Origin of the sequence: Spirochaeta thermophila DSM 6192 (genome assembly GCF_000147075.1) — a bacterium.
Lineage (GTDB): Bacteria > Spirochaetota > Spirochaetia > Winmispirales > Winmispiraceae > Winmispira > Winmispira thermophila_A.
Genome location: NC_014484.1, coordinates 1877165 through 1899259 on the forward strand (window position 1 = coordinate 1877165; position 22095 = coordinate 1899259).

19 protein-coding genes and 1 tRNA gene are annotated in these 22095 nt (G+C 60.5%); 6 read left to right on the forward strand and 14 right to left on the reverse strand.

The genetic code is table 11. The features are described from left to right. Nucleotides 1-75 precede the first annotated feature (75 nt). Nucleotides 76-660, forward strand: a complete 585-nt coding sequence (locus tag STHERM_RS08550; RefSeq protein ID WP_013314490.1) for an FKBP-type peptidyl-prolyl cis-trans isomerase — start codon at nt 76-78, stop codon at nt 658-660. Here STHERM_RS08550 and STHERM_RS08555 read toward each other — a convergent pair. Next, nucleotides 641-1936: a DUF401 family protein gene (locus STHERM_RS08555; RefSeq protein WP_041623494.1), complete on the reverse strand. Its 1296-nt coding sequence runs from the start codon at nt 1934-1936 to the stop codon at nt 641-643. The genes STHERM_RS08550 and STHERM_RS08555 overlap by 20 nt on opposite strands. A 78-nt stretch (nt 1937-2014) precedes the next feature. Between STHERM_RS08555 and ilvB the strand changes: the two genes are divergently transcribed. After that, on the forward strand, nt 2015-3730 hold the full coding sequence (ilvB, locus tag STHERM_RS08560; protein WP_013314492.1) for a biosynthetic-type acetolactate synthase large subunit: 1716 nt from the start codon (nt 2015-2017) through the stop codon (nt 3728-3730). A 1-nt stretch (nt 3731) separates the two neighbouring features. Beyond that, nucleotides 3732-4274, forward strand: a complete 543-nt coding sequence (gene ilvN, locus STHERM_RS08565) for an acetolactate synthase small subunit (protein ID WP_013314493.1) — start codon at nt 3732-3734, stop codon at nt 4272-4274. Nucleotides 4275-4432: 158 nt separating this feature from the next. On the opposite strand, the gene STHERM_RS08570 is transcribed toward ilvN, so the two are convergent. The 11 genes from STHERM_RS08570 to STHERM_RS08620 all read right to left on the reverse strand — a co-directional run bounded on the left by STHERM_RS08570 (nt 4433) and on the right by STHERM_RS08620 (nt 16820). Continuing rightward, nucleotides 4433-4506 (reverse strand) — tRNA-Val (locus STHERM_RS08570). A gap of 1 nt (nt 4507) precedes the next feature. Beyond that, the gene (locus STHERM_RS08575; RefSeq protein ID WP_013314494.1) at nt 4508-4945 is read right to left on the reverse strand and encodes a response regulator; all 438 of its coding nucleotides are present in this window, start codon (nt 4943-4945) and stop codon (nt 4508-4510) included. Then, on the reverse strand, nt 4942-5412 hold the full coding sequence (locus tag STHERM_RS08580) for a chemotaxis protein CheX (RefSeq protein ID WP_013314495.1): 471 nt from the start codon (nt 5410-5412) through the stop codon (nt 4942-4944). Before STHERM_RS08580 ends, STHERM_RS08575 begins: the two co-directional genes overlap by 4 nt. A gap of 3 nt (nt 5413-5415) precedes the next feature. Next, the gene (locus tag STHERM_RS08585; protein ID WP_013314496.1) at nt 5416-6792 is read right to left on the reverse strand and encodes a chemotaxis protein CheW; all 1377 of its coding nucleotides are present in this window, start codon (nt 6790-6792) and stop codon (nt 5416-5418) included. A 9-nt stretch (nt 6793-6801) separates the two neighbouring features. Then, nucleotides 6802-9174 (reverse strand): chemotaxis protein CheA, encoded by a 2373-nt coding sequence (locus STHERM_RS08590; RefSeq protein WP_013314497.1) that lies wholly within the window; start codon nt 9172-9174, stop codon nt 6802-6804. A 51-nt stretch (nt 9175-9225) separates the two neighbouring features. Continuing rightward, complete coding sequence (locus STHERM_RS08595; RefSeq protein WP_013314498.1) at nt 9226-11073, reverse strand: glycoside hydrolase family 3 protein; 1848 nt, start codon at nt 11071-11073, stop codon at nt 9226-9228. Between the two features lie 77 nt (nt 11074-11150). After that, on the reverse strand, nt 11151-12104 hold the full coding sequence (locus STHERM_RS08600) for an ABC transporter ATP-binding protein (RefSeq protein WP_013314499.1): 954 nt from the start codon (nt 12102-12104) through the stop codon (nt 11151-11153). Further along, complete coding sequence (locus tag STHERM_RS08605; protein ID WP_013314500.1) at nt 12097-13059, reverse strand: ABC transporter ATP-binding protein; 963 nt, start codon at nt 13057-13059, stop codon at nt 12097-12099. Before STHERM_RS08605 ends, STHERM_RS08600 begins: the two co-directional genes overlap by 8 nt. A gap of 3 nt (nt 13060-13062) precedes the next feature. After that, nucleotides 13063-13980: an ABC transporter permease gene (locus STHERM_RS08610; RefSeq protein ID WP_013314501.1), complete on the reverse strand. Its 918-nt coding sequence runs from the start codon at nt 13978-13980 to the stop codon at nt 13063-13065. Further along, the gene (locus tag STHERM_RS08615; protein WP_013314502.1) at nt 13977-14969 is read right to left on the reverse strand and encodes an ABC transporter permease; all 993 of its coding nucleotides are present in this window, start codon (nt 14967-14969) and stop codon (nt 13977-13979) included. The genes STHERM_RS08610 and STHERM_RS08615 overlap by 4 nt, the downstream gene beginning before the upstream one ends. 129 nt (nt 14970-15098) lie before the next feature. Then, complete coding sequence (locus STHERM_RS08620) at nt 15099-16820, reverse strand: ABC transporter substrate-binding protein (RefSeq protein WP_013314503.1); 1722 nt, start codon at nt 16818-16820, stop codon at nt 15099-15101. Between the two features lie 175 nt (nt 16821-16995). Between STHERM_RS08620 and STHERM_RS08625 the strand changes: the two genes are divergently transcribed. Together STHERM_RS08625 and STHERM_RS08630 are read left to right on the forward strand one after the other, a co-directional pair. Further along, the gene (locus STHERM_RS08625; protein ID WP_013314504.1) at nt 16996-18174 is read left to right on the forward strand and encodes an ROK family transcriptional regulator; all 1179 of its coding nucleotides are present in this window, start codon (nt 16996-16998) and stop codon (nt 18172-18174) included. A gap of 54 nt (nt 18175-18228) precedes the next feature. Continuing rightward, nucleotides 18229-18627 (forward strand): hypothetical protein, encoded by a 399-nt coding sequence (locus STHERM_RS08630; protein WP_013314505.1) that lies wholly within the window; start codon nt 18229-18231, stop codon nt 18625-18627. A gap of 14 nt (nt 18628-18641) precedes the next feature. On the opposite strand, the gene argA is transcribed toward STHERM_RS08630, so the two are convergent. Both argA and STHERM_RS08640 read right to left on the reverse strand, forming a co-directional pair. Next, nucleotides 18642-19958 carry an amino-acid N-acetyltransferase gene (gene argA / locus STHERM_RS08635; RefSeq protein WP_013314506.1) on the reverse strand — a complete coding sequence of 439 codons (1317 nt, stop codon included), beginning with the start codon at nt 19956-19958 and terminating at the stop codon, nt 18642-18644. A gap of 24 nt (nt 19959-19982) precedes the next feature. Further along, nucleotides 19983-20498, reverse strand: a complete 516-nt coding sequence (locus tag STHERM_RS08640; RefSeq protein ID WP_013314507.1) for a nucleoside-diphosphate kinase — start codon at nt 20496-20498, stop codon at nt 19983-19985. A gap of 117 nt (nt 20499-20615) precedes the next feature. Here STHERM_RS08640 and STHERM_RS08645 point away from each other — a divergent pair, with 117 nt between their 5' ends. Next, nucleotides 20616-22079, forward strand: coding sequence for a glycoside hydrolase family 130 protein (locus STHERM_RS08645; protein ID WP_013314508.1), 1464 nt, complete (start codon nt 20616-20618; stop codon nt 22077-22079). Nucleotides 22080-22095: the final 16 nt, after the last annotated feature.

Consider the following 22095-nt stretch of genomic DNA (forward strand, 5'->3'; position numbering starts at 1 on the left):
GCAAGGACCGCATTCATCCCGTTTATCCCCTTCTCGACACATGCTATACTGCCGATGAGAGAGAAGGGAGGTCACATGAACAGGCGCACACTCACCCTCGCGGCCCTCGTCGTCCTCATCGGCACCGGCTGTCGCACCACCACACCCGAGAGCCCCGACACACCCCCGGAACCCACCTACCGCGTGGAAACCGGCATGCTCGTCCAGCTCGCCTACACCGGGACCCTCCCCGACGGCACCCAGTTCGCCCACGCCCCCGAAACAGCCCCCCTCACCGTCATCATCGGGAGAGGTATGCTCATCCCCGGCCTGGAGGAGGGCATCATGGGGATGGTCGCAGGCCAGGAGCGTACCGTGGTCGTCCCACCCGGGAAAGGCTACGGATCCCGGCACGAGAAAGCCGTCCAGACATTCTCGTGGGACGAACTCCCCGAGATGGACCGGACGACACTCAGGAAAGGGGCCCTCATCGCCGTCAACACGAAACAAGGCATCGTCCCCGCCACCGTGGTCTCGGTTTCCGACGAGGGCCTCACCCTCGACTTCAACCACCCCCTCGCAGGAAAGACCCTCATCTTCAACGTCCACATCCTCACCGTCCGCCCCCCCTCCCCGGAAGAGGAACGCATACTCACGCCGTTCACCATCCAAACGCCTTGAGGACGAAGAAATAACCACCCGCGCCCGCGGCGATCACGACAAGCGGCACGGCGAGCAACCGCATATTCCGGAAGAGGTGCGACTCGAAGTACTCACTGCTCACCACGAAGCACACGTGGAGGGGCGAGAGCATCATTCCGATGTACCCCGCCACGTAGGCGAGCATCACGTACGGCCCCACCCGCTCAACCCCCATACCTGAGAGGAGCCCCATCACCACCGGGAAGCTCACCCCCACGAACCCCACGGCGATCCCCAGGACCAACCCCGCGATGAACGGAAGGAACACCAGGACGACCACCGGGGGAATCCCCGCCCCCGAGAGCGACCCGGCGATCCGCTCGGCCAAGGTCCCCCCGTCCGAGGGAAACTCGAACAGGAAACCGTAGACCCTGATGAGCATCACCAGAAGCACGAGACTCCACAACCGCTTCCCGAAGAACACCCCCCGCACCTTCCCGCCCGGGATATCCGTCCTCACGAGGAGCACCGCGATCGCCGACCACACCCCCAGCGCCAACCACAGATACCGTCCTCCCCTCACCCCGGGGAACAGGACGCTCCCGAGGACATACACCCCCAACACGATCCCGATCTCGAGGAACGGCGCCCGGAGCCCATCCCCAGCCCCCGCATCCTCTTCCTCCCCCCGCCCTCCCCCCGCACGGGTCACCGCCCTCAGGTAGACCACATATCCCACCACCAGGGCGAGTACCATGAAGACCGCGTGGTTTCTCATGAACGAAAGCGTACTCATCCCGGAGAGCTCCACGGCGAGGAGCACACCGGGATAGAGCGGCAGCCAGTACTCCCAGAGATGCCTGAACCAGTAGTTCACCACCGCACGCTGGGCACCGGAGAGCCTCTCCGACCTGTCCGCACGGGCGACCATGGGCGCAGAGAAGATGGCCCCTCCCGGCATGGGCAGCAACCCCACCAGAGCGGGAAAGACCGCGAGGCTCCAAGGATACCGCACGCGTCTCTCCACGATCCGAACCACGGAATCCACGAGCCCCGCTTCTTTCAATAGAGACGAAAGGGCCATCACCCCTATGATGACGAGGAAGAAGAAGAGCATCGGGAGCGTGAAGGCCCTCCCCGGCAGGAACGAGAGGAAGAAATCGGCAATCGGTATGCCGTAGAACAGTATCATACCCGCCATGCCCACCAAAATGGAGATCGTAATATTTTTTAGAAACAGGTAGGCGATGACGATGAGCGAAAAAACAACCAATAGCACGAGAAGGTCGGAAATCTGCACAAAAAAAGTCATCATATTCTCCTCTTTTCTTGACACACAACCAAATCGGGTATATTCTGTAATCTATATCATACCGGAGCAAAGGACAAGCATATGACAGGTCAACAGAAAAAGGGAGCAGAAGTCGTCATCGACCTCATCCATCGACACGGAGTGGAATACATCTTCGGCATCCCCGGCGGAGCCGCCATTCCACTCTACGACGCCCTGGTCGACTCCGGCATCAAGTTCATCCTCACCCGTCACGAACAAGGAGCCACCCACATGGCGGACGGGTATGCCAGGGCGAGCGGCAAAGCGGCGGTGGTACTGGTCACCTCCGGTCCCGGGGCCACCAACACCGTCACCGGCATCTTCACCGCCTACATGGACTCCTCTCCAGTCGTCGTCATCACCGGGCAGCAGACGCGCAACAACCTGGGACTCGACGCCTTCCAGGAAGCCGATGTCTCGGGGATCACCTACCCCATCGTAAAACACTCGTATCTCGTGAAGAACGCCAAGGAACTCCCCCGCATCGTCCGCGAGGCCTTCCACCTCGCCACCACGGGGAGACCCGGCCCCGTCCTCATCGACATCCCCAAAGACGTCTCCAACACCCCCATAGAACCCGACTACGACGAGGAGTTCCACCTCGAGGGATACAAGGTCCAGATCGAAGGCGACATGGAAAAGATCGAGGAAGCCGCACGGCTCCTCCAAGAAGCCAAACGCCCCGTGCTCCTCGTGGGACACGGAGCCATCATCTCCGGAGCCGAGAAGGCCGTGCGCCAGCTCGCCGAGAAGCTCCAGATCCCCGTCACCACCACCCTCCTCGGAAAGGGAGCCTTCCCCGAGACACACGAACTGAGCCTCGGGATGCTCGGGATGCACGGCACGGCATACGCCAACATGGCCGTGGACAACTGCGACCTCATCGTCTCCATCGGCTCGAGGTGGGACGACCGCATCACCGGAGACGTCTCCCGCTTCTGCGTGAACGCCAAGAAGATCCACATCGACATCGACCCGGCCGAGATCAACAAGATCATCAAGGTCGATGTGGGCATCGTGGGCGACGCACGCCACGTGGTGGAGGCCCTCGTGGGGATCACCAGACGCGGAGACACCACGGACTGGCTCAAACAGATTAACCGGTGGAAACGCCAGTATCCACTCAAGTATCGGAAAGAGGGCAAACTCAAGGCCCAGCACGTGATAGAGGAACTCTACCGACAGACGGGAGGAAAGGCCGTGGTGGTGACCGACGTGGGCCAGCACCAGATGTGGGCGGCCCAGTACTACAAGGTGGACTCCCCCCGGAACTGGATCTCCTCCGGAGGAGCGGGAACCATGGGCTTCGGCCTGCCCGCGGCCATAGGGGCCCAGTTCGCCCGCCCCGACGAGACGGTCGTGGCCATCGTGGGGGATGGAGGCTTCCAGATGACGTTCTTCGAGCTCGCCACCGCGGTGATCCACAAGCTCCCCATAAAGATCGTGGTGATCAACAACCGGTACCTCGGCATGGTACGGCAATGGCAACACCTCTTCTACGAAAACCGGCTCTCCGGCGTGGACCTCGAAGGCAGCCCAGACTTCGTGAAGCTCGCCCGGAGCTTCGGGTGCAAGGCCTTCCGTCTGCGACGACCGGGCGACGTGAAGCGGGTGGTCGAGCAGGCACTCTCCTACAACGACGGCCCCTGCCTCATCGACGCAGAGGTGGAGAAAGAGGAGAACGTCTTCCCCATGATTCCGGCCGGCGCCGCCATCAGCGAAATGATCCTCGAACCACCTCGAAGACGACTCAAGAGACCCGTAAGGAGCAGGTGATATGGCACAGGAACAGACCCTCACGAACAACAACGGCAGGAATCAGACCAACGAGCGTCACGCGATAAGCCTCTACGTGGCGAACAAACCGGGAGTCCTCATCCGGATCGCCCTCGTATTCGCGCGGCGGGGGTACAACATCGACAGCCTCGTGGTCTCCGAATCGGCCACCAATCCAGACTTCTCGGTGATGAACATCGTGGCCACCGGTGAACGCAAGGGGCTGGAACAGGTCATCAAGCAACTCAACAAGCTGGTAGACGTGGTCCATGCGAGCGACCGCACCGGGGAGGACATCATCCAGAGGGAACTCGCCCTCATCAAGGTCAACTGTCCCGCCGAGGTCAGGACGGACATCCTCCAAGCCGGCGAGGCACTCGGGTGCGAGATCCTCAACCTCACGGAGGACAGGATCATCCTCCAGGCGGTGGGCGATCCCGAGAGGATCGATACCGTCCTCAGGGTCTTCCAGCCCTACGGCATCCTGGAGAGCATGCGTACCGGCAAGGTGCTCATGGCAAAGGGGAGTGAGTTCACCCCTTGACCATCGGTCTGAGGATAGCGGAAGCCGGGCTTGTCCCGGCTTCTTTATGTGTTCCCGGAGATCGAAGAGAGGCCCAAGGCCATTCACAAAGGCGCTTCTCTTATCACGATACGATGTCATAAAAAACCCCCCTGCCCTCTTGCAGGGGGATGTGTACTTGGGCGGTAGTGGATTCGAACCACCGACCCCTTGCATGTCAAGCAAGTGCTCTAACCAACTGAGCTAACCGCCCATCAGCGTTTCAGGGCCATGATGATACGCTCGAGCACCTTCTTCCTGTCGAGCGGTTTCACTATATAATTTTTTGCGCCGAGAAGCAAGGACTTCTTGACGAGGTCCTGTTTGCCCAGCGCGCTTATCATGACGACACGGGCATTCTTGTCGAATTCCATGATTTTTTCAAGGGCCGTCACGCCGTCCATCTTCGGCATGGTGATATCCATGGTCACCAGGTCCACCTTCGGATAGAGCTCCTTGTACTTCTCGACGGCCTCCTCGCCGTCCCCCGCCGTGGCGATGATCTCGAACCCTTCGGAGGCGAGGATCTGACTTATCTGCTTGGTGACGAACATGGAATCATCTACCACGAGCACGCGATATGGTTCCCCGTTCTCCTTGATCCCTTCAGGCCGCCGCTCGTTGATGCTGGGAAAATCCGCTTTGGTCTTCATACAGCCCTCCGCTCCCGGATTGCCACGTTTATCTCCACCTTTCCTTGAGGCACCTCCATGGGCACGATGAGCGCCTCCACCTCCGGATCCGTCACCTCCATGTTGTCCCCTGTGAAGATGGCCGGGGGAGTGAGATCGAATCGGAATCCCAACTCATGGAGCTTCGTCACCGCCTGGGCGGTGATCATGTTGGCGAGCTCCGTAATCGTAGCCTTCACCAGCTCGTCGAGCGTGGTGAGTTCCTCCCCGTTCATCACCGAAGCAACCTTGAGTGCGGTCTCCTTCGACATATCGAACAGAACCCGCCCTTCCACGTCGCCGGCGAGGCCCACCACCGCAGCCACCCCGAGGACCGGCATGGTCGTCGATTTGAGGAAGAGTTCCCCCCTCCGTACCTCACCACCCAGAACCTCTTTGAGTACATAGTAGGCAGACTCGACAAAGGGGTTGATGTACTCTACCCGCATATATCACTCCTTCGTTCCAATCGCTGATTTCTGGAAAAGCGGGAGATCATCCCGGACCCTCTTCCATCCTTCGTACACGCTTATGTCCTCATGCGCCCCGGCGAGGACAAGGCCCTTGGGCTTGAGCTTCTCTTCCCACTCCTCCAGGACCCTGAGCTGAGCCGAAGGCTCGAGGAACGAGAGGACATCCCGTGCCACAATGAGATCTATACCAACAAACGGGTTGGCGTTCAAGACATCATGATACTCGAAGACGATGGCGTCCTTGATCTCCTTCGAAAAGGTGTAGCCGTTCCGGCCCTCAACCAGGAAGGGATGGAGCCAGGGGGGCACCTCCTCCTTGTTCACTACGAGATTGGGTGCCATGGAGACACTCAGGAGGTCTACATCCTGCGCCCAGATGGTGAGAAGCACACCGGGATATCGGTTCCTGAGGAGCGCGGCGAGGGAATAGGTCTCATACCCCTTTCCACAACCGACATTCCAGACCTTGTAGGGCGGCGACACCTCTTTCGGCAGGCCCTCGGCCACACGCGTCGCGTACTTCTCTCCCCAGAACTCCCCGGTATGCGGGGAGAAGAAAGGAGAGAGGAACTCCTGCGCATCCTCCTCTTCCTGGAGCTGGAGCTCCTTCCCCTGAGCCGCCCGCTCCTGCTTCCACTCCTCCCACCGGGCTTTCAGCCATGCTTCATTGAGAGCCGTCACATGGAATCCTGCGAGGGCGGCGAGTCCTTCTTTTATGAACTGGATGTCCTGCTCTTCCTTCCTTCGCGGGGCGGCACCCTTTTCCTTCGGAGCCTTCGGGGGCTTCTCCTTCCCGATCTCGGATGGAGGAGCCGACTCTTCCGGGACGGACTCCTCTTCCTCTTCCTCCCTTCCGAGGATACGCTCTATGTCGAGGACGATGTAGAGCCTCTCCTCGTGCTCCACCACGCCGCTTATGAACCGAACGTTGATATCCCCGAAGAGGGGATGGGGAGGCTGGATCCTCCGGGAGGGGACGGCGACTACACGGTCGATGGCGTCGACCACCACCCCCACCAAGGTATCCCCCACGTGCACGATGAGTCCGGTATCCGGCCGGCCGGGGGTCTCCTCGAAGGGGAGATTGAACATCCGCCTGAGGTCCACCACCGAGATGATCTCACCCCTCAGATTATAGACCCCCCGCACATAGGGGGGCGTATTGGGCACATAGGTGTACTGAGCGAACTTCGCGATCTCCTTCACCTTCATGATATCCACGCCGTAATCCCGTCCGCCCAGGGAAAACGTCACCATCCTGAAATCGGGGATCTCTATCTCCTGGACCTCTTCCTCCTCGTCCCATACATCTTCCACCGCGTCCCGTTCCTTCAGGTCAGCATCTTTCACCGCCATGCAGCACTCCTAGAGGATACTGGTATCGCGCTTTTTGCGGGCCTCACGTTCCTCCTTGAGGCCCAGTTCCAGAAGCTGAGGGACGTCGATGATGAGAGATACGGTGCCTTCACCCGTGATATTGGCCCCCGCGATGCCGGGCGTATTCACGAAGTGATCCTTGAGAGGTTTGATCACTACGTCCTCCTCTCCCAGGATGCCATCCACCACGATCCCCATCTTACGTTCCCCGCTTCCCACGATAACCACGAAGAAATACTCCTTCTCCTCATCCGTGGGGATTTTGAAGAGGCGGTTCAACCTGAGGAGGGAGACCACCTCCTCCCGTACGTCGAAGACCTCATACCCGTCGATATACCGGATGTCCGAAGGACGTATCCTGTGGCAGTCCACCACCGAGGTGATGGGGATGGCGTAGCGCTCGGTGCCCACCTGCACGAGGAGCCCCTGTATGATAGCAAGGGTGAGGGGGAGCTTGATGGTGAACCGGGTGCCCTTTCCCTGCTCCGACCAGACCGAAATGGACCCGTTGAGCTTCTCGATCTGCCGCTTCACCACGTCGAGCCCCACACCCCGGCCCGAGAGATCGGTGACCGACCGTGCCGTGGAGAAGCCGGGCTCGAAAATGAGGTTGAAGGCCTCCACTTGGGAGAGGATCTTGTTGGGATGGATGAGGCCCCGTTCCACCGCGCGCTTCCGCACCGCCTCTACATCTATCCCCCGCCCATCGTCGATGATCTCTATCACGATGAGGTTGCCTTCGTTCCGCGCCCTGAGGATGATAGTACCCTCTTCAGGCTTCCCCGCCTTTTTCCGCTCCCCGGGGCTCTCTATACCGTGATCGACCGAGTTCCGCACACAGTGGATGAGGGGATCGAGGAGATCCTCAATGACCGACTTGTCGAGCTCGGTCTCCTGCCCTTCGATGATGAGATTGATCTTCTTCTTGAGCGACCGTGAGAGATCCCTGACCAGCCTCGGGAAGCGCGCGAAGATCTGCGAGATGGGGACCATGCGGATACGCATCACCGCTTCCTGCATCTCACCGGTGATGCGGTTGAGCTGCTGGGTCGCCTCACGATACTTGTTCAGTATCCCTTTGAACGAGGCCTCCACCGGGTCGAACATCTCGAAAAGATCACCGTACTGTTCCTGGAGCATCCGCCGCACCTGTTTCTCGGAGACATCCTGCTCCACCATCATACGCGCGAGCTCGGGGATCACTTCCATGAGGCCCCTGAGCTTCTCGCCGAAGAGCGACTGGAGGGTCTGAAACTGGGTGAACGTCTCTCCGAACTGGACGGAAATCTGATTGAACGTGGCCTTGTTGATGACCGCCTCGCTCACGAGGTTGAGGAGCGCGTCCACCCTCCCGCTGTCGACCCGGAGAATGGACGTGGCCACCGACTTCTCGCGCACCGGGGCAGCGGGTGCCTTCTTCGGGAGTTCGGGGAGCGGCCCCTCCTCCTCTCCGGCCGGAACGGGAACCACCTCTCCTCCCCCGCTCTCCGCTTCTTCCTCCACCCCCTCGGGCTCCCCGACGCGCTCCCGTTCCGCTTCGCCTTCCCCGGGGAGGCTCACTCGCTCCACTTTCACGTCCTTCGCCACGTCACTCGGGAAGACGATACGGGAGCGGATCTCCTCCTCCGAAAGGGAGGAGGCCACGTAGTACACCACCACCGGGAAGAACTCGTCCTCGTAGAGCTTCTCGAAGGGAGGATCCGTCCTGAGGACCGCCCCCAGATCCTTGAGCAGGGCGAAGCCCTGGATCCCTCCCACCGTGTTCATCACATTCGACTCGTCGAACGTGACCTGCACCCTGTAGAGGGTGTGCCTCGACGGGGCCGCCTCGAAGAGCTCGCGTATCTCCTCTTCCGAGAGGCTCCCCCCTCCGGTGGAAGCGGCCTTGCCTCTGGAAGGGGCCCCTTTCCGGGACGATCCGACGTTCTTTCCCGATACAGGGGGTTCCGCAGGCGGGTGTGCTCCGGCCCCCTGGAGGGCCTTGAGGCGTTCCACCAGGGCAGAGACATCCTCTCGGTAGACGTCCCCTGCCTCCCTCGCGCCGAGCATGGCCTTGATCACGTCGAGCGAGGAGAGAAGCAGGTCCACGATCTCCGAGGAGACCTTCACCGTGCCGCTTCGGATCTCATCCAGGGCATCCTCGAGGGTGTGTGTGAATTCCGCGAGTTCCTCCATCTGGACGGTCCCCGCCCCCCCCTTCAAGGTATGGGCCGCCCTGAAGATCTCGTCTACGGCCTCGGAGTTGCCCGGATCCTGTTCCAGCACCAGCAGGTTCTGCTCCATGAGCTCCACCTGCTGGTAGGCCTCTGCAAAGAAATCTTTGAGAAGCTCTTCATTGTGAGGATCAAGATAGTCGCTCATTCTCTCCTTCTATCTTTATATAAACCTCCCTATAAGTCAAGCTGAAAACGCTCAGTAGGAAAGACCGTATCCATAAGGAAACAGGGCCTTCTCCGGGTGATCCCCACTCTCCTCGATGGTGAGAGGGAGTACCTCCATACTCCTCGGCCAGACGAAGGGCAGCTTTCCCGTGGGTGCATAGTCTCCGAAGAGGACATCGGCGATCCCATCCCCCTCGGTACCCGGCAGCCACACCGCGAGGAGCGCATCCACGGAGTCGACCAGATCGGTGATGAGGAGGGGTCTGCCGCTCACGAGAACCACGACCACCGGCAGGCCAGTCTGGGAGGCGCGGATAATGAGTTCCCTGTCCTCCCTGGTGAGCGAGAGATCCTGTCTGTCGCCGTGCATCTCGGCATAGGGCGTCTCTCCCACCACCACGATGATCACATCGGCCTTCACCTGCGCGAGCTGCGAGGCTCGCCGTACGTGTGTCACAAGGGAAGGATCGTCCACGGCCTTCCTGACTGCCTCCAGGATGGTCGTCCCCTCGGTGATCCTCCCCCGCTTCCCCTGCCAGGTGATGGTCCATCCTCCGCACTGAACTCCGAGATCGTCGGCCTTGTCACCAAGCACAAGGATACGCGAACCGTCCTTCTTCAAGGGAAGTACTCCCCCCTCGTTCTTGAGAAGGACTACCGATTTCCGGACCGCCTCCCGGGCGAGGGCGCGGTGGGCCTCATTCCCCACCACCGAGAAGTCCACATTCTCCTGTATGGGATGCTCGAAGAGCCCAAGCCGGAACTTGGTGAGGAGAATACGGTACACGGCTTCGTCTATGCGCTTCCGAGACACGACGCCCTCTTCCACCAGCGACTTCACCGCCGCCACGAACCCCCGGTAGTCGTCGGGGATCATGATCATGTCGACCCCGGCGTTGATCACCGTGGCGAGTCTCTCCTTGAGCGACCCCGGCAACTCGGTGTGCGCCGCCCAATCCGAGACGATGAGTCCGTCGAATGCGAGCTCACCCCTCAGCACCTCCTGGATGAGTTCACGGTTGGCGTGCATCTTCACCCCGTTGATGCTCGAGTAGCTCACCATCACCGACCCCACACCCACCCTCACCGCCTCCACATAGGGGCGCAGGTGGATGCGGCGCAGTTCCTCCTCGGTGAGCCGTGCGTCGCCTCTATCTTTCCCTCCTGTGGTCCCGCCATCCGCCACAAAGTGCTTGGCCGTCGCGAGGATGGTATCGGGTCGGGCGAGGCTCTCCGGGGCCGGTACGCCCTGGAACCCCCGAATGAGCGCCGCGCCCAGCCGGGCCACGAGCTCCGGATCCTCGCTGAACCCCTCGTACGTCCTCCCCCACCGTTCGTCCTGGGGGACCGTTACACAGGGGGCGAAGGTCCAATGGATACCAGTGGCCACCACCTCCTCGGCCACCGCCCGTCCTATCCGCTCGACCAGCTCCGGATCCCTGGTAGCCCCCAGCCCTATATTGTGGGGAAAGATCACAGCACCATAGACATTGTTGTGACCATGCACCGCATCGATGCCGTAGAGTATCGGAATACCCAGACGGGTACTGAGGGCCTCTCTCTGGAAGCCGTCCACCATCTCCTTCCACGACTCGGGGGTATTCCGCCGCGGCGCAGAACCTCCCCCGCTCAGGATGGCTCCCAGGCCGTACTCGGCGATGTCGTGTGGACTCTTGAGATACCCCCTGTCGACCATGGCCATCTGACCGATCTTCTCCTCGATCGTCATGTAGGAGAGGAGATCACGCGCGCGTTCCTCCGGGGAGAGAGACGAGTCCCTGAACCTGCCTCGTGAAGGATCTCCCTTCACACCACATCCCCACATGGGAAAAAGAAGAAACACGAGCATGAGCATCCAGACCTGTGTGTGATGTTTCATGTGCCCCTCCTTTTCGATGTGTTATCGTTACCAATCCTCTCACAGACGAGGGAGGGCATGCAACCCTCCCTCGTCGTTCAACCGTCCTTTCCCTCGTAGTACTTCCAGCACGCCACCCAGTGGTCCTCGTCCACTCGATGAAGGGGTGGATTCTCCACACGGCAACGGTCCTCCGCCACGGGACACCGGCCGTAGTAGGGGCACCCCAGACTCCCGTCCCCCGCCTGCTCCTTGAGGCGCAGCTCCACATCCTCCCACTTCTCATCAAGGCGGGGCACCGCCGCCATGAGCATCTTCGTGTAGGGATGGAGGGTCTCGTGGTAGACCTTCTCGGTGGAGCCCATTTCCACCACCTTCCCCTTGTACATGATCACCGCCTTGTCACCTATATAGTACCCCAGGGCGAGATCGTGCGTGATGAAGAGGACCGAAAGCCCCCGCGCCTTGAGATCGCCTATGAGGTTGAGCACGTCCACGCGGGTGGAGGCATCCAGCATACTGATGATCTCGTCTGCCACCAGGAACTTCACGTCGAGGAGCAGAGCCCGGGCGATGAGGAACCGCTGGAGCTGGCCCCCGCTCAGCTGGTGGGGGTACTTGTTGAGCACGTCGGGAGGGTTGAGGCCCACCGCACGGAGGGCCCCTTCGACCTTTTCTTTCCACTCGGAGGCGGGCACCGAAGGGTAGAATTCTTCCTTCACCAGGCTGAAGATACGATCAGCTTTGAAGATGGGGTTGTACGAACTGAAGGGATCCTGGAAGACCCCCTGCACGTGACGATAGTACTCCTTGAGCGACGCCCCCTTGAGGAGGGAGATATCCTTGCCGTCGAAGAGGATCTTCCCCTCCGAAATCCCTATCAGCCTGAGGATCATCTTCCCGATGGTGGTCTTTCCGCTTCCGCTCTCCCCGATGAGCGAGACCACCTCTCCGTCCTCGATATCGAAGCTCACATCGTCCACCGCCCTCAGGGTCTTCCGTCCAAAGGCCCCTATCCTGTAGATCTTCGAGACATGCTGTAGTTCAAGCATCGCTCCCTACCTCCTTCCAGCAGGATACCCAGTGTCCTTTCTCCACTTCGATCACGGGTGGTTCCTCCACACACCGCTCGTGGGCAAACGGGCACCTGTCCCTGAATCTGCATCCCCGGGGAGGATCGAGGAGGAGGGGCGGCTTGCCCGGTATTCCCTTGAGCCGCTTCTCACCGAACTTCACCCCTATCTCGGGGAGCGACGAGATGAGCATCTGTGTGTAGGGGTGCCGAGGCTCCCGGATGAGCGTGGAGGTGGGGGCCCGCTCGGCGAACTTGCCCGCGTACATCACCATGATGCTGTCGGCGATCTGGTAGAGGATCGAAACGTCATGGGTGATGACGATCATCGACTTCACGAACTCCCTGTTGCGGAACTCCACCAGCATCTCGGCGATCGCCTTCTGGGTGGAGACGTCGAGGGCCGAGGTGATCTCGTCGGCGATGAGGACCGAGGGGTTGAGGAGGGTGGAGATCACCATCACCATCCGCTGCTTCATCCCACCGGAAAGCTCGATGGGGTACATGTCGAGCACCTTCTCAGGCAGCTCCACGAGCTCGAGACGGCGTGTGAGCTCGGGGAGCAGGGCTTCGAAACTCTCCCCCTTCGCCTCGAGGATCTCGGCGATCATCCGCCCGATCTTCCTCGTGGGATTCATCGCATTCATGGCATACTGCGGCACGGTGGAGATGGTGCGGTACCGATAGTCGTTCATCCTCTCGAAGTCCCATATGGGAAGATCGTCCCCGTCCACGGTGACCGAGCCCTCCACATAGCGCATGGGCGGCTTGAGGAGCACCAGACTGTTGCCCAGCGTGGACTTTCCGCACCCCGACTCTCCCGCGAGCCCCATGATCTCTCCGTCTCCTATGGTGAAGGAGACCCCGTCGAGGGCCTTCACATCACCCCGGAGGGTCTGATAGTACACCCTGAGATTCTCTATCTGTAGACTCATGCCTCACATCTCCCTGAGTTTGGGGTTGAAGACCTCGTCGAGCCCTACGTTCGTGATGTAGAGGGCCCCCACTATGGCAGCGATCGCAAGCCCGGGCGGCACGAACCACCACCACACACCGAGCTGGAGCGCGCTCCAGAGCACCGCGTTGTTCATCATGAGTCCCAGGGATATGGCGTTGGTGGGACCGAGACCGATGAAGTCGAGAGTCGCCGCATTGAGGATGGCACCACCGAACTGGAGGATGAACGTCATGAAGAGGTACGACATCATGTTGGGGGCGATCTCGGTGAGGATGATCTTCCCCGAACGCATCCCCGATATCCGCGCGAGGTCCACGAACTCCCTGGCCCGCAGGGAGAAGGTCTGCGCTCTGATGGCACGCGCCGCCCACGGCCACGCGGTGAACCCTATGAAGAGGGCCTCGCTGAAGATACTCCGCACCTTGAGGTAGGCCGCAATGATGAGGAGGAGGGCGAAGGTGGGAATCACGATCACGATATTGGTCAACATATTGAGGGCCTCATCGACGACCCCGCCCCTGTAGCCCGCGACGAACCCTATGAGCATGCCGATGAGGGTGCCGAGCCCTCCTCCAAGGAGGCCTACGATGAACACGGGTCTCAGGCCATAGACGAACTGGCTGTACACATCCTGGCCGAAGGTGGTGGTCCCGAACCAGTACTCCGCGCTCGGAGGCTGATTCGGAGGCCCCACGTACTCGTTCGGATCGTACTTCGCAAAGAGAGGACCCACGAGGGCCACGAGGAGGAAGAATCCCACGATGGCCACCCCTATCCTCACCCGCGTGTTCCTCCATGCGAAGAACAGGAGCTCCCTGAAAGACGACATCTGAGGCTTGACCCCTTGGGGAGGCTCGGCCCCCTGCTCTACCTCGTGTATCATTTCCCTGTCACTCATGCCGACTCTCCTGTAAGTCCGTAACGGGTTCTCGGATCGATGAGAATGTAAATTACGTCGATGAAGAAGTTCGCGAGAAGCACCCCGATGATGATGAAGAGGAAACATCCCTGGAGGAGGAAGTAGTCCTTGTTCTGAATGGCGGCCAGGATCTGATATCCTATGCCGGGATAGGAGAAGACCTGTTCGGTCACGAGGGCTCCCGCGACGATCGTCCCCAGCTGGAGGGCGAGTCCGGTCACCTGGGGCAGGATGGCGTTCCGGAAGGCATACCGGCGGATGAGCTTGCGGGGTGTACCCAGGGCCTCGAGATAGCGGGAGTAGTCCGCCTCCAACTCGTAGATGATCATGTTCCGCATACCTATGGCCCATCCCCCGAACATCACAAGGAAAAGCGACAGAAAGGGGAGAAACCAGTGCCAGAGGAGATCGAGGAAGAATCGCACCGAGAGATGCGGCACCAGACCGAAGCTGTAGGCCCCGGCGATGGGAAAGATCCCGAAGGTGGTGCCGAGCACCCAGGCGAGTATGATCGCCATCCACATGTAGGGAGTGGCCGTGAGGAAGTACCCCACGGGCAGCAAGGTATTGTCGAGCCGCTTCCGTCTGGCGGCGAAGGCCCCGAACTTGTTCCCCGCCCACCAACTCAAGAGCACGGCGGGAAGGAGGAGCGCGATGTCATAGGGTACGGCCTCCATGATGACCTCCATCACCGGCGTGGGGAACCGGTAGATGCTGATCCCGAGATCACCCCTGAAGATCGCCCCCCAGAAATTGAGATACTGTTTCCACAAGGGCAGATCGAGCCCGAAGGCCTGAGTGTAGTGGCTGTAGATGATCTTGTACGCATCGGGCCTGAGCTGGGCCCTCGCGAGCATCGACTGTATGGGATCCCCCGGCATGAACCGGGGAATGAGCCAGTCGATGGTGACGGCCACGAAAAACGTGAGGAGATAGACACCTATCTTCCGGGTGAAGTAGCGTTTCACGTATCCTCCTGAGCTTTTTGATACCCTCTTGTTCCATTATAACGCCCGAATCCGATCCGTACGTAAAGACTTTTTGCACTGGAGTTGAGGAGGAGAAGGCCCTCCCCTCCGGGGAGGGCCTCGACGTGCTTACTGCTGTGCGGGCTTGAGTTCGGTGAGGGTGAGGAGACCGCCCACCTGGACGTACCCGCCCCACAGACACGGCATGTAGTCGGGCGTATCCTTGGCTGAGGTGGGCCAGTTGGTCCACACCGAGGTGTTGAACTGGGCCCAGAGGCCGTTGAACCAGAGCGGGATGGCCACCATCTCCTTGAGCTGGATCTCCTGGATCTTGGAGATCACGGCTTTCATGCCTTCGGTATCGTCGGTGGGCACACGGTTGAGCTCTTCCACGAGGTCGAAGACCTGCTGGTTGTTATACCGGCCGAAGTTACCGTTGGGCATATTGTCCGAGATGGGATGGTAGAACACCCAGTTGTAGAAGGTCCACGGCGTGTTGCTGAGACCGGAGCCGAAGTTGTTGATCGCCATATCGAAGGTGCCGCCGTAGAGCTGATCGCTGTACCCACCGAAGTCGGGATACTCGGGTTCCACGTTGATACCCGCGGCCTTACACCCCTCGGCCACGATCTTGATGGACTCCATCCAGTCGGTCCACCCGAACGGCACGATCACCGAGAGCCTGATCTTGGACCCGTCCGGCGCCTCGACGAACCCGTCACCGTCCACGTCCTTGTAACCCGCATCGGCGAGGATCTTCTTCGCCCGAGCGGTATCGTACTTGAACCCGTACTTCGCCACCACGTCCTTGTCCACGTACTTACTCCAGGTGGGCAACAAGCCGGTCGGATCCGCAGCCTGGACGAGACCTGCGTAGGCCACGTTCACGATCTTCTGGGTGTCAATGGCGAAGGCGATCGCCCTCCGGAAAGCAGGATCATTGAGGGGCTTCTTCGTAAGGTTGAGCCAGAGGAAAGCGGTGTTAGCCGAGAGCATGTACGGAGGCCCGTCGTAGTAGGTCTTCACGTACCCCTGCTTCACCAGGGCGGCGATCCCGGGCAGGAAGTTGTTGGACAGGTCGAGCTCACCCTTCACCACCATGCCGAGCGCCACGTTGTTGCTCGAGTTGCGGATGTCGACGATGTACTTGGGAGCAACCTTCTTGCCGAGGAGCTTCGTGGCCCACCAGTCGTCGTTCCGCACCCAGATCATGCGGTCTTCGCTGTGCCCGTAATACTTGTAGGCACCGGAACCCACGGGGTTCTCGTTCGCATCGTTGGCCACGTCCTCCTTGCCCTCGAAGATGTGCTTGGGCACGATCCCCTGGGTGTAGAGGATGTTGTCCCACGACTGGTAACGGGGATCGCTGAACGTGAACCGCAAGGTGTAATCGTCGACCTTCACGATCTCGGCGAGCCAGTCCCAGATGGCGCTCAGGGACACGCTCTGCTGCTTGGCGAGCTCGAAGGTGAACTTCACGTCCTCGGCGGTGAGAGGCTTGCCGTCCTGCCACGTGATCCCCTCTCTCACCTTCAGTTCGTACGTCTTGTCGTCGACCCACTTCCCGCTCTCGGCGAGCCATGGGATGAACTCGTCCTTGAGCGGATCATAGAGGAAGAGAGGCTCGTAGCAGAGACCGATGGTCCCTGTGGCCACCGCCCACGGGGTATAGGGGTTCCAGTTGGACGGAGGAGCCCACATGGTACCGCTGGAGTACAGGGTCTCGTTCCTGGGGAACTCCACCACCTGCTGAGAGGGAGCCGCGCCGGCCTGCTGGGCAGCTTGACCGCTCGCGAACACCACACCCGCAAGGAGGAAGAGACTCAGGACCACGGTAAAGGCTTTTCTCATAACAGTCCCTCCTGCTGTGATATATTCACCCCAATGACATTGGGGTTGTGCGATCCTTGGTTATTGTATCACACCAACGAAAGTATACCCCCGGCTTTTCGGAGCTGTCAAGCTTTTTTTTGGAGTAGTCAATCAAGTTCTTGTGCTCTTTCCTGAGATATGATATAAAAGTATCATGGCTAATGCTCGTACCATCAACGCCATCAACATCTCGCGGGTCCTCAGACACGTGTGGCACTTTCCCAGGAAGAGCAGGAGCGAGATCGCCGAGGATCTGGGCCTCGACAAGTCCACCGTCACGAAGATCGTGGCATCCCTCGAACAGATGGGGCTCGTCGTTCCCCGTGAGGAAGGCCCCTCGGGTCCACGCGGCGGGAGGAAGCCCATCTACCTGGGCATCAACCCTTCCTTCGGGATGGTCCTGGGGTTCGAACTCCACACCACGACGTATTCCGCCATCGCGCTCGACTTCACCGGAAGGGAACTCTTCTACAAGGAGGCCGCCCTCCCGAAGGAGGACGACATCATCCTCATCACCGTCCGCATGATCGAGGAGACCAGGGAGGATGTCCGAGCCCTCGGCCTCCCGCTCGCCGGCATAGGGATAGGGCTCTCGGGTCTGGTCGATCCCTTCGAAGGGGTGGTGCACCGTTCCAACCCCTTGGACATCACCTCCCCCACCGCACTCGTCCCTCCCCTCGAGACACGGTTCGGACTTCCCGTGTTCATCGAGAACGACGCGAACTGCTGTTGCTGGGCCGACCTTCTCCAGACGAGGGGGGCCCGTGAGGGGAACGCCCTCTTCATCCTCTCGGAATTCCGCCAAACGAGTGCCCACACCGTTCCCCAGATGGGGGTCGGCATCGGCATGGCGTTCCTCTTTCACGAGGGGGTCTTCTACGGCGATCACTTCATCGCAGGAGAGTTCAAGAGCATCCTCTGGCGGCCCCCGAACGTCACCCAGTTCAGCATCCCGGACGAGGAGGCGGCGCGCATACCCGACCCTCAGGTGGTGAGGAAGGTCATCGTGGAACTGGGCAAGCACGTGGCATTCCTGGCGAACACCCTCGACCTGAGCCGGATCGTGGTCTGCGGTGATCTGGAGGCCTTCGAGCACGAAGTGAAGACCATCTTCATGGAAGAGATTCAGGAAAACTGGCTCTATCCGGAGCAGACTTCCCCCCGCATCGAGATGTCGCCTCTCAAAGAGAAGACCGTGGCCTACGGCGCCGCGGGGTGCTTCCTCGAGCGTCTCTTCAGCGTGCCGGAGGTGGTCCCCGGCTCCAGGGTCCTTCCCTCGGGCCTACACCTCCTCGAGCTGGTGCTCGAGCACTGGCAGCGGGGGGAATCCTGAGACGCCGCAACGACCGTGTGTACAGCCGGAAGATTCTCTTCTATAGTCTATAGTATGACGGAACAGGAATTCCAGAAGGCATACGAGGAGATCCTCGAGGGGCTGGAACGGTTGCCCGATCATGATCCGGACATCATCCAGAAGACAGCGGCCCATCTGGACATGCTCTCCTTTTCGTTCACGCAGGGCAGGCTCGATCTCGACCTCGTGCGGATCACAAAATCCCGGCTGAGGGAAGAACTCGAGCGGCTCGCCTCGCTCGGCCCCGAGGAGTTCGAGGCCGAGCTCAACATGGAACGCCCTTACTCGGGGGGGGATAAGCAGGCCTGGGCGCGGGAGGCGAAACTCCAGAGGATGCGATTCCTCCTCGACAAGTATGCCTTCGTGTGCAGACTCAGGGACAACGATCCGGAGACCTGGGATGCGGTGAACGAGCTTTTCTACGACGATTGACGGACTCGTCCTGCTCAGTCGTGGTCCAGGTCCTTCACGTACACTCGGGAGTTGCGGGAAGGAAGGTAGCGACGACGGCGCTCGGGAGGAAGCTCCTCAGGGGAAGAAAGCGAAAAGCCCATCTGCTCGAACCAATCCGAGGCCTGCGTCGTGAGGGCGAAGAGACGCGTGAGTCCAGCCTTGCGCGCCTGATCGATGAGGAAGGTGGTGAGCCTCCGCCCGATCCCCAGGTGCCGCACCGTGGAGTCCATGGCCAGCCCGGCCACCTCACCTTCCTTCCCATAGATATAGAGAGCTCCGCACCCGTAGATGCTCCCATCGAGCTCGTACACGTAGAAGTTCTGATATTCGTTCCGAAGCTGATCCGCGCTCCTCGGGAGGAGCACACCCTCGCGGATGAGGGGATCCATGAGCCGGAGCACCGCGGGAACATCCTCCTCGCGCATGGGCCGAATGCTCTCGAACTCGTTCCTGTGAATCATGGTCCCCACCCCCAGATTGGAGAAGATCTCCTTGAGGAGGACCCCGTCGATCATGGCGTTGAGGATGTGTACACGGTCCACGCCGGCCCTGCACGCACGAGCCGCATGAGCGATGTGCTCGAGATGGGAGCGGCTGCCCGGATTCATCTCGAGGAGGGCCTCGGCCTGTTCCACGGTGAGTCGGGAGATATACCCTTCCTCGGTGAGCACCACCCCTTCGGGGAGGAGGAGATCGGCGGCCCTGTACCCCGGTCGGTCGATGAGGTAGAAGAGTTTCTCTGCGGAGAGCTGGGCGGCGATGGTACCGGCGAGTTCGTTGGAGGAGATGTTGTAAGGCTTGCCCTGGGCGTTCCACCCCACACAGGGGAAGATGGGAACGATCTCATCGTGAAGGAGCTTTACGACCGGCTCGATGTTCACCCGATCCACCCTTCCGGTGCGCAGGAAGTCCACCCCGTCTATCACCCCGAGGCTCCGGGCCCGCACCCAATTGCCCACCACGGCATGGATCCCCTCGCCCGCAAGGGCGGTCATGAGCCTGGTGGAAACATCGAAGGCCGCCATCTCGATGAAGGGCATGGCCTCCTCCGGCGAGATGCGCACCCCGTCCTTCTCTTCCCAGGAGATGCCGTACTGCCTGCAGATCTCGTCGATCCGCTCCTTTGCCCCGGGAACGAGGATCACGTTGATTCCCGCCTGTCTGAGGAGCGCGATGTCTCTCACCAGGAGTGGAGCGTGGGGGGCCTGCAGCGCACGGTAGTCCACCTTCACCACGAAGGTGGCTCCCCGGAACCTGCGGAGATAGTAGAAGACCTCCCGTATGAGTTCCACGTGCTCCTGAAGGTTCATAGGGGTATACGCCGTCCTTCCCTCTCAGGAGAGATAGTGCTCGGCCTCGTCCGACCTCTTGTATCCGGAGACGAGCTCTTCTTCCCGGAACCACACCGATATCTCGTATGCGGCCTCCTCGTCCGTAGCCGAAGCATGGATGAGATTGCGGACGCTCCCTTGGGCCGAATTGGTGTATTCATAGGTATGGTGGGCAAAATCGCCCCTGATGGTCCCAGGGGGGGCGGAAGCGGGCTCCGTGCTGCCGCAGAGCTTCCTCACGACCGGCACCACGTCCACCCCTTCGAGCACGAAGGCCACCACGGGGCCGGAACAGAGGAATTGCACGAGCCTGTTCCACACGGCCTCCCCGTGTCGTACCGCAATATCCTCGTACCGGTAGTGACGTCGTGCGCGCTCCTCGTCGGGCACGAGCATCTTCATGGCCACGATCTTGAGGCCCGCATCCTCGAACCTCGTGAGGATCCTTCCCACCAACCCTCGCCGCACGCCATCAGGCTTGACGAGACAGAGGGTACGCGTGATCTCCTGTGTTCCCATGTCCCTATCTTACGAGACATCCCCCTTCTGTCAAGCAGTTTCGTTGACGAGCGTCATGCTCCTTCACTATAGTTAAAGAGGGAATCCTTCTCTCCCTCTTCTCAACAAGGAGGATCCATGGTCACGGTCACGCGAGTCCCCGTGAAATTGAGACCCAACCCTCAACGTGTCCTCCTTCGGTATTTCACTCCCGGCGAAAAGGAGCGGATAGAACACGTCCTCGCGAGGATACTCACCCTCTCGGAAGAAGAGGTGACGGAGCATCTTTCCTCGATATCAGCGCGTTTCTCCCACCATGAGTCCTACCTGAAGGAACGCCTCTCCAGTCACTTCGAAAGGATACGACCCTACCTCTTCCTGGATGCCGAACTCTCGGAGGAGAGAAAACTCTTCATCGGGAGCTTCTTCACGAGCGAGTATTCCATAGAGGCCTCGGCGCTCTTCAATCCATCCATCGTTCCCCATCCGGATCAGAGCGGGCTCCCCGAGGGGGCCATCCGCTTCGTCCTCTCCCTACGGGCCACGGGTGAGGGACACATCTCCTCCCTCGTCTTCAGGGAAGGGGTCTTCCATCCCGACGGCCGGGTGACGGTGGAGGAATCCGGGGCCCGCTACGTCCTTCCCCCTCAAGTCATCGCCAATTCCACCTACAACAAGAGGGAGTTCATCGCAAAGCTCACTGAGGCGGGCTACTACAACGAGTACGCCGAACTGCTCCTCTCCCCTCTCGGAGAAGAGTTCGGCTACCGCGATCTCATCCGGAGGATCGAAGAGCTCAGGGAGGCCACCCCCACCCACACGCGCCCATTCCTCGGAACGCTCGAGGCGATAGAGTGGCTCGCGAGCTTCAACCAAGAGGTATACTTCCCGCCGGACGTACCGATCGACCGGCGGGTGATCCCCCCCGCGACCGTGGTCGATCTCAAGGGGATAGAGGACGCCCGGTTCGTACGCTTCGTGGACGAAAGGGGAGCCGTCACCTACTATGCGACCTACACCGCCTATGACGGCACGAGCTTCTCACCACAGCTCCTCGCGACCAAGGACTTCACCCACTTCAGGTTCATCTCGCTCACGGGCAAGGCGGTGAAGAACAAAGGCTTCGCCCTCTTTCCCCGGAAGATAGGGGGAAAGTACTGCATGCTCGGCCGCCAGGACAACGAGACCATCACCCTCATGTTCTCCGACCACCTGAGCTTCTGGAACGAGTACCGGATCATCCTGAGACCGAAGTATGTGTGGGAGTTCATCCAGATGGGGAACTGTGGACCGCCCATAGAGACCGAGGCGGGGTGGCTCGTGATCACCCACGGCGTGGGGCCCATGCGCCACTACGCTCTGGGGGCGGTGCTCCTCGATCGTGAAGACCCCCTCCGCGTCCTCGGGCGACTCAGGGATCCGCTCCTGGAAGCGGTGGGTGAGGAGCGGGCGGGATACGTGCCGAACGTACTCTACAGCTGCGGCTCCCTCCTGCACGAGGGGAGGCTCCTCATCCCCTACGCGATGTCCGACTACGTGACGAGCTTCGCCATCGTACAGGTGGATGAGCTTCTCGAGGAACTACTTCACTGCGGTCCCTAGAGAAGGGAGGTCCGGC

Bases quoted from the DNA above. Each gene is read 5' to 3' on its own strand.
- STHERM_RS08550 (WP_013314490.1), top strand. From the start codon at position 76: ATGAACAGGCGCACACTCACCCTCGCGGCCCTCGTCGTCCTCATCGGC.
- STHERM_RS08555 (WP_041623494.1), bottom strand. From the start codon at position 1,936: ATGATGACTTTTTTTGTGCAGATTTCCGACCTTCTCGTGCTATTGGTT.
- ilvB (WP_013314492.1), top strand. From the start codon at position 2,015: ATGACAGGTCAACAGAAAAAGGGAGCAGAAGTCGTCATCGACCTCATC.
- ilvN (WP_013314493.1), top strand. From the start codon at position 3,732: ATGGCACAGGAACAGACCCTCACGAACAACAACGGCAGGAATCAGACC.
- STHERM_RS08575 (WP_013314494.1), bottom strand. From the start codon at position 4,945: ATGAAGACCAAAGCGGATTTTCCCAGCATCAACGAGCGGCGGCCTGAA.
- STHERM_RS08580 (WP_013314495.1), bottom strand. From the start codon at position 5,412: ATGCGGGTAGAGTACATCAACCCCTTTGTCGAGTCTGCCTACTATGTA.
- STHERM_RS08585 (WP_013314496.1), bottom strand. From the start codon at position 6,792: ATGGCGGTGAAAGATGCTGACCTGAAGGAACGGGACGCGGTGGAAGAT.
- STHERM_RS08590 (WP_013314497.1), bottom strand. From the start codon at position 9,174: ATGAGCGACTATCTTGATCCTCACAATGAAGAGCTTCTCAAAGATTTC.
- STHERM_RS08595 (WP_013314498.1), bottom strand. From the start codon at position 11,073: ATGAAACATCACACACAGGTCTGGATGCTCATGCTCGTGTTTCTTCTT.
- STHERM_RS08600 (WP_013314499.1), bottom strand. From the start codon at position 12,104: ATGCTTGAACTACAGCATGTCTCGAAGATCTACAGGATAGGGGCCTTT.
- STHERM_RS08605 (WP_013314500.1), bottom strand. From the start codon at position 13,059: ATGAGTCTACAGATAGAGAATCTCAGGGTGTACTATCAGACCCTCCGG.
- STHERM_RS08610 (WP_013314501.1), bottom strand. From the start codon at position 13,980: ATGAGTGACAGGGAAATGATACACGAGGTAGAGCAGGGGGCCGAGCCT.
- STHERM_RS08620 (WP_013314503.1), bottom strand. From the start codon at position 16,820: ATGAGAAAAGCCTTTACCGTGGTCCTGAGTCTCTTCCTCCTTGCGGGT.
- STHERM_RS08625 (WP_013314504.1), top strand. From the start codon at position 16,996: ATGGCTAATGCTCGTACCATCAACGCCATCAACATCTCGCGGGTCCTC.
- STHERM_RS08630 (WP_013314505.1), top strand. From the start codon at position 18,229: ATGACGGAACAGGAATTCCAGAAGGCATACGAGGAGATCCTCGAGGGG.
- argA (WP_013314506.1), bottom strand. From the start codon at position 19,958: ATGAACCTTCAGGAGCACGTGGAACTCATACGGGAGGTCTTCTACTAT.
- STHERM_RS08640 (WP_013314507.1), bottom strand. From the start codon at position 20,498: ATGGGAACACAGGAGATCACGCGTACCCTCTGTCTCGTCAAGCCTGAT.
- STHERM_RS08645 (WP_013314508.1), top strand. From the start codon at position 20,616: ATGGTCACGGTCACGCGAGTCCCCGTGAAATTGAGACCCAACCCTCAA.